Raw genomic sequence first — 5,886 nt, forward strand, 5'->3', positions numbered from 1 at the left:
CCGAGGACAGGACGTCCGAGGCCGGCCTCTTGAGACAGGAGGTCGAATTGGCCGGGAACCCCGCCGAAGGGCGAGGGGGAGCCATACGGATCGCTGGCGAGCCCATGTGGAGCCGGCGCCAGCGCCCCGGCATGAGAAATGTTTCGGAAGCATCGTACACAAAAACGGGGGTGTAAATTATGGCTAACCGCTTTACCGAAAGAGCGCATCGAGTTTTAGAATTAGCAAGAGAAGAAGCCCAGCGTCTTGGGCATCCTGTGGTAGGCACCGAGCACCTGCTATTAGGCCTTTTGGCTGAAGGAGAAGGGGTCGGGGCCCAGGCTTTGCAAAACTTGGGATTGAATCTGAAACAAGTTAGGGAAGAAGTGATGAGGGCCACTAAGCCAGGCCACGCCTTAGGCGGTATACCAGAACTTTCGCCCAGAGCTAAGCGAGCGCTGGAGCTAGCCAATGAAGAAGCCAGGCGGCAGGGAGTAAATTACATCGGCACTGAGCATATTTTGCTTGGCATCCTGCGGGAGGGAGAAGGGATAGCTGCCCAGATCTTGTCTAGCCTAGGGGTCAGCCCGGAAAAGATTAGAGAGCAAGTGATATCTTTACTGGGCGGCACCTTTGGGCCGGCTGCAGGTGGCGGCGGGCCGAGCCTTGGCGGCATCTGGCCGCTTATGTTTGGGGCTATGCCGGGAGGAGGTTTCCAGATTGGTGGGGGACCAGGAGGCGCTGAAGGGCAAGCGGCGGTTAAGACAGGTCGCCGTGGAACTACCCGGGCTTTAGACCAATTTGGGACTGACCTCACAGCGCTGGCCAAAGAAGATAAGCTGGACCCGGTTGTGGGCCGAGAGCGGGAAATTGAGCGGGTCATCCAGATCCTGAGCCGTCGAACCAAGAACAACCCTGTTTTGGTTGGCGACCCAGGGGTCGGGAAGACTGCCATTGTCGAGGGCCTAGCTCAGCGGATTGCCCAAAACCAGGTACCGGAAACGTTAGCGGATAAACGAGTCGTTTCCCTAGATATGTCTGGGCTTGTAGCTGGATCCAAATACCGGGGAGAATTTGAGGAACGTCTGAAGGCGGTCCTAAACGATATCCGTTCGGCCGGTAACATTATCCTATTTATTGATGAAATGCACACCATCGTTGGGGCCGGCGCTGCCGAAGGGGCTATTGATGCTGCCAACATCCTAAAGCCGGCCCTGGCCAGGGGAGAACTGCAGTGCATTGGTGCTACTACCCTGGATGAATATCGCAAGTATGTGGAAAAAGATGCGGCCTTAGAGCGGCGCTTCCAGCCCATCATGGTGGATGAGCCCACTCGGGAAGAGACAGTTGCTATCCTGCATGGACTTAGGGATCGCTATGAGGCTCATCACCGGGTCAAGATTACCGATGAAGCGATCGAGGCTGCGGCTTCACTATCGGATCGTTACATTACTGATCGCTTTCTTCCCGATAAGGCTATTGATCTGATTGATGAAGCGGCTTCCCGCGTGAGGCTGCGCACTTATACCGCACCTCCTGGGGTCAAAGAATTGGAGAGCCGCTTGGAAGAAATACAAAAGGAAAAGGAAGCGGCCATCAACGCCCAGGAATTTGAAAAGGCGGCCACGTTGCGGGATCAGGAGCGCGAGCTAAAGAAGAAACTGGAGGAGTCCAAATCCCAGTGGGAACGAGAAAAGGGACGCGAAGATTCCGTCGTTACGGCCGAAGATATCGCTGATGTAGTATCCACCTGGACTGGCATTCCGGTATCGAAGCTGGCCCAGGAGGAGAGTGAGCGTTTAGTTCATCTAGAGGAGGTTTTGCATAAGCGGGTCATCGGTCAGGATGAAGCAGTGAGCGCGGTTGCCAAAGCGGTGCGGCGCGCTAGAGCCGGCTTAAAAGACCCGAAGCGCCCGGTAGGCTCATTTATCTTCCTTGGCCCTACTGGTGTGGGTAAGACTGAGCTGGCCCGAGCTCTGGCCGAAGCCCTGTTCGGAGACGAGGAAGCGATGATCCGACTGGATATGTCGGAGTATATGGAGAAGCATACCGTCTCCCGAATGGTGGGAGCACCTCCAGGGTATGTTGGTTATGAGGAAGCTGGCCAGCTTACCGAGGCGGTGCGGCGGCGGCCCTATAGCGTAGTCCTGTTCGACGAGATTGAAAAGGCCCATCCCGACGTTTTTAACATCTTGCTCCAGATCCTTGAGGATGGTCGCCTAACTGACGCCAAAGGGCGTACGGTCGATTTCCGCAATACGGTGGTAATCATGACCTCCAATGTTGGCCTCAGCACTCTGCGACGCGAAGCTACCATGGGATTCGGGCGCCAGGAAGCCAAGGATCGATACGAGGCTATGAAGGAAAAAGTGATGGACGATTTACGGCGCACTTTTCGTCCTGAGTTTCTGAACCGGGTGGATGAAATCATTGTCTTCCATCCTCTTGATCGGGATCACATTCGTAAGATTGTAGATCTGATGCTAGGACAGTTTGCCAAGCGGTTGCAGGAAAGCAACATTACGCTGGAAGTTGACGAGAGCGCCAAGGACATCCTGGTTGCTGAGGGGTTCGATGAAAACTTCGGGGCGCGACCCCTGCGGAGGGCCATTCAGAGGCTGATTGAGGACCCACTGTCGGAGGGCATGATCGATGGCAAGTTCACTGAAGGCGATACCGTTTGGGCTCGCGGTGTGGATGGTAAGATTGAGCTTGACAAAAAGTAAACTAGCGTTCTGGCAAGCTTCGCATAATTGCGCTTAGGACGGCATAGGGTAGGAGGGAGACTGTGGGGGGTCATACTCGGTTTTTCTGCCAAGAGTGCGGTCAAGAGTCACCCAAGTGGGTGGGGCGCTGCCCTAATTGCGGGGCCTGGAACACCATGGTAGAGGAAGTCTTAAATACAACCAAGAAAGGCCGCAAAGAAACTGGTATGTCCCCTAGAGTCGACCCTCCTGTATCCATTGTGGAGGTAACTAGTGAGGCTGACCAGCGTTACCCTACCGGCATGGGAGAACTGGACCGGGTTTTGGGAGGTGGATTGGTACCGGGATCAGTGGTACTGGTAGGCGGAGATCCCGGTATCGGCAAGTCCACCCTGCTGCTTCAGACTGCCAGCAACCTGAGCCGGTCTTTAAGTGGCGGCAGACGGAATGCCAGGGTGCTGTACATATCGGCGGAAGAATCGGTGCGGCAAGTGAGAATACGAGCCGAGCGGCTGGGCGCTGTTCAACCAAATCTATACCTGGTTAGCGAAACCCAGGTCGAAAACGTTATCAGCCATATTCACGAGTTTAAGCCTGTGGTAGCGATAGTGGATTCAGTACAAACGGTCTACAGCTCTGAGTTGGAGACAGCCCCGGGGAGCGTAAGCCAAGTTCGGGAGTGTGCAGCCCAGATAGTTTGTGCGGCCAAGGCTAGCGGAACGGCGGTGTTTCTGGTTGGGCACGTTACTAAGGAGGGAATACTAGCTGGTCCGCGGGTATTGGAGCATGTGGTAGACGCTGTCCTATATTTGGAAGGGGAGCGACATCATGCTTTTCGGATCCTGCGGGCCATCAAGAATCGCTTTGGTTCCACCAATGAAATTGGGGTATTTGAAATGCAGGACGGGGGCTTGGTTGAAGTTGCTAACCCATCAGAATTGTTTTTGGCCCAGCGACCGGTAGGAGCAACCGGCTCAGTTGTAGTTGCTAGCTTAGAAGGTACCCGACCGGTACTGCTGGAAGTTCAGGCTTTGGTTACCAGTACAACTTATGGGAATCCCCGCCGGCTGGCCAGCGGGGTTGATGTTGGTCGGGCTATACTGTTAATCGCTGTGCTTGAAAAAAAGACGGGCTTGAATCTCGGCAGTTATGACGTTTATGTCAACGTAGCCGGAGGAATAAGAACTGAGGAACCGGCTGCGGACTTAGGCATCTGCTTGGCTGTGGCCTCAAGTTTTCGAAATGTACCTTGCGATAATCAGACCGTGGTATGTGGGGAGGTGGGCCTTACCGGAGAGGTTCGGGCCATAAGTCGGCCTTTGCAACGGCTGCAGGAAGCTTATCGGTTGGGCTTTCACCGGATCGTGCTTCCAGCCCGCAACGTAGCCCGCCTAGGCCACGTAGAAGACCAATCCCGTTATCAGGGTATGCAGGTAGTAGGCGTGAATTCGGTACGCGAGGCCATGGAGGCGGTATTTACCGGGTGATATTTGGTTTAAAGAGGGGAAGGTTAGATAGACAAGATGAAGGAGGTACCAGATAAGTTCCTTCAGGCATTGCGCCTAGTTGCTCCTGGTACTGTTATTCGCGAGGGATTGGATAATATCTTGCGCGGTCGCACTGGCGCTTTGATTGTTATCGGTGATAGTCCGGAGATTAGGGAAATTGCTGAAGGCGGGTTTGAGCTCAATGCGGAGCTTACCGCTACCGGCCTCTATGAATTGTCCAAAATGGACGGGGCCATTCTTGTATCCGGTGATGGGCAAAGGATTCTTAGAGCTAACGTACATTTGGTGCCTCAGGCAGTTATCCCATCCCAGGAGACTGGCATTCGCCACCGCACTGCGGAGCGAGTGGCCCGCCAAACCGGTGCAATTGTCATAGCCATTTCCCAACGCCGCAGCATCATCACTCTCTATCAAGGACCATTCAAGTATGTAGTTCGAGATACAGGACTAATACTGGCGCGGGCCAATGAGGCGTTGCAAGCTCTGGAGAAATATCGGCGGGTGCTAGATAAGTTTCTCAACACTCTTACAGTTCTGGAGTTCGAGGAGGCAGTTACCGCGCACGATGTGGTAAAGGTAATTCAAAGGGTAGAGATGATTGGCAGGGTGATGGATGAGATTGATTTCTACATAATCCAGCTGGGAAATGAGAGTCGCCTGGTGACCTTGCAGCTGGAGGAGATGACCGGGGGGTTGAGGGAAGAAGGGGAGCTAGTTATTAGGGATTATTTCGTGGCTGGCGGGGAACGGGCGTGGGAACAGGTACGCAAACAGCTGAATCAGTGTTCTCCAGAGGAAATCCTGGAACCGCTAGTTATAAGTCGCATCATGGGTTTTGGAGGTACCCTGGCAGCTTTGGAACAACCGGTTACACCTCGGGGTTATCGGGTCTTACGAAAGATCCCTCGCCTGCCCATGGCAGTAATAGAGAATTTGGTTGCTGCTTTTGGCACTTTGCCCCGGATCGTAGAGGCTACGGTGGAAGCTTTAGATGCGGTGGATGGCATTGGGGAAATCCGGGCCAAGGCCATAAAAGAAGGGCTCGCCAAATTGCGCGAGCAAGTATTGCTGGAGCACTACAGCTAATTACTGGCTACCTTTCACGATCGGCTCACGTGTTTATGCCAGGCTAAAAATCCCCAAGCAGTTTAATCTTTCATTTTCTTTGCTCATGATATCCTGGAGGCTGAGGTCTAAGGTATTGCAGATGGCGGCCAAATAGAAGAGGGCTTCTCCTATCTCAGTCTCTATAGCTTCGCGACATTCGGGGCAAAGGGAGCCGCGAACGTGGTTGTCAAGCAAGTTCTTCAGTTCCCGAAAGGATACGTTGGTGGGAAATGGCTGGCGCTCGGCTTGGATCTGCAGACAACCGCAACTGGTAGCAGCTTTAACAATGGCTCGGTTCAAATGGGCTGACGCTTCTTGGGATTTAGAGATAATATCAAGAATGCTATAATGGCGCCAGGTAGACTCGCGGACGTTATGTTGAAACTCGTCACAGACGGTGGCTTTCACGGACCTTTCCTCCTTTGTGCGGATTGGGGCCAGGTATGCTCCGTGATAGGTACAGTTTAATTATAGATACCCACAACTTGTCCTGTCAATTTTAACTTGGCTTGCCTGGAGGTCAAGCCCAAAGGACCTAACGATCGATTCAGTTCTTAGTGTAAAATAATCGTGGGATTTCCCATTGT

Annotated in this window: 4 protein-coding genes; 3 read left to right on the top strand and 1 reads right to left on the bottom strand. The window is 53.5% G+C overall.

Translation table 11 applies throughout. The features are described from left to right. Window positions 1-179: 179 nt before the first annotated feature. The 3 genes from H5U02_13440 to disA all read left to right on the top strand — a co-directional run bounded on the left by H5U02_13440 (window position 180) and on the right by disA (window position 5,278). Window positions 180-2,705: an ATP-dependent Clp protease ATP-binding subunit gene (locus tag H5U02_13440; GenBank protein MBC7343426.1), complete on the top strand. Its 2,526-nt coding sequence runs from the start codon at window positions 180-182 to the stop codon at window positions 2,703-2,705. A gap of 62 nt (window positions 2,706-2,767) precedes the next feature. After that, window positions 2,768-4,171: a DNA repair protein RadA gene (gene radA, locus H5U02_13445; protein MBC7343427.1), complete on the top strand. Its 1,404-nt coding sequence runs from the start codon at window positions 2,768-2,770 to the stop codon at window positions 4,169-4,171. A 36-nt stretch (window positions 4,172-4,207) separates the two neighbouring features. After that, window positions 4,208-5,278: a DNA integrity scanning protein DisA gene (disA, locus tag H5U02_13450; protein ID MBC7343428.1), complete on the top strand. Its 1,071-nt coding sequence runs from the start codon at window positions 4,208-4,210 to the stop codon at window positions 5,276-5,278. A gap of 33 nt (window positions 5,279-5,311) precedes the next feature. Here the strand turns inward: disA and H5U02_13455 are convergent, their stop codons facing one another. Next, window positions 5,312-5,707 (bottom strand): DUF1573 domain-containing protein, encoded by a 396-nt coding sequence (locus H5U02_13455; protein ID MBC7343429.1) that lies wholly within the window; start codon window positions 5,705-5,707, stop codon window positions 5,312-5,314. Window positions 5,708-5,886: the final 179 nt, after the last annotated feature.

It is taken from the genome of Clostridia bacterium (assembly GCA_014360065.1).
Classification (GTDB): domain Bacteria; phylum Bacillota; class DSM-521; order Neomoorellales; family JACIYF01; genus JACIYF01.

Coding starts and splice junctions, on each gene's coding strand:
- H5U02_13440 (MBC7343426.1), top strand. CDS start 180: ATGGCTAACCGCTTTACCGAAAGAGCGCATCGAGTTTTAGAATTAGCA.
- disA (MBC7343428.1), top strand. CDS start 4,208: ATGAAGGAGGTACCAGATAAGTTCCTTCAGGCATTGCGCCTAGTTGCT.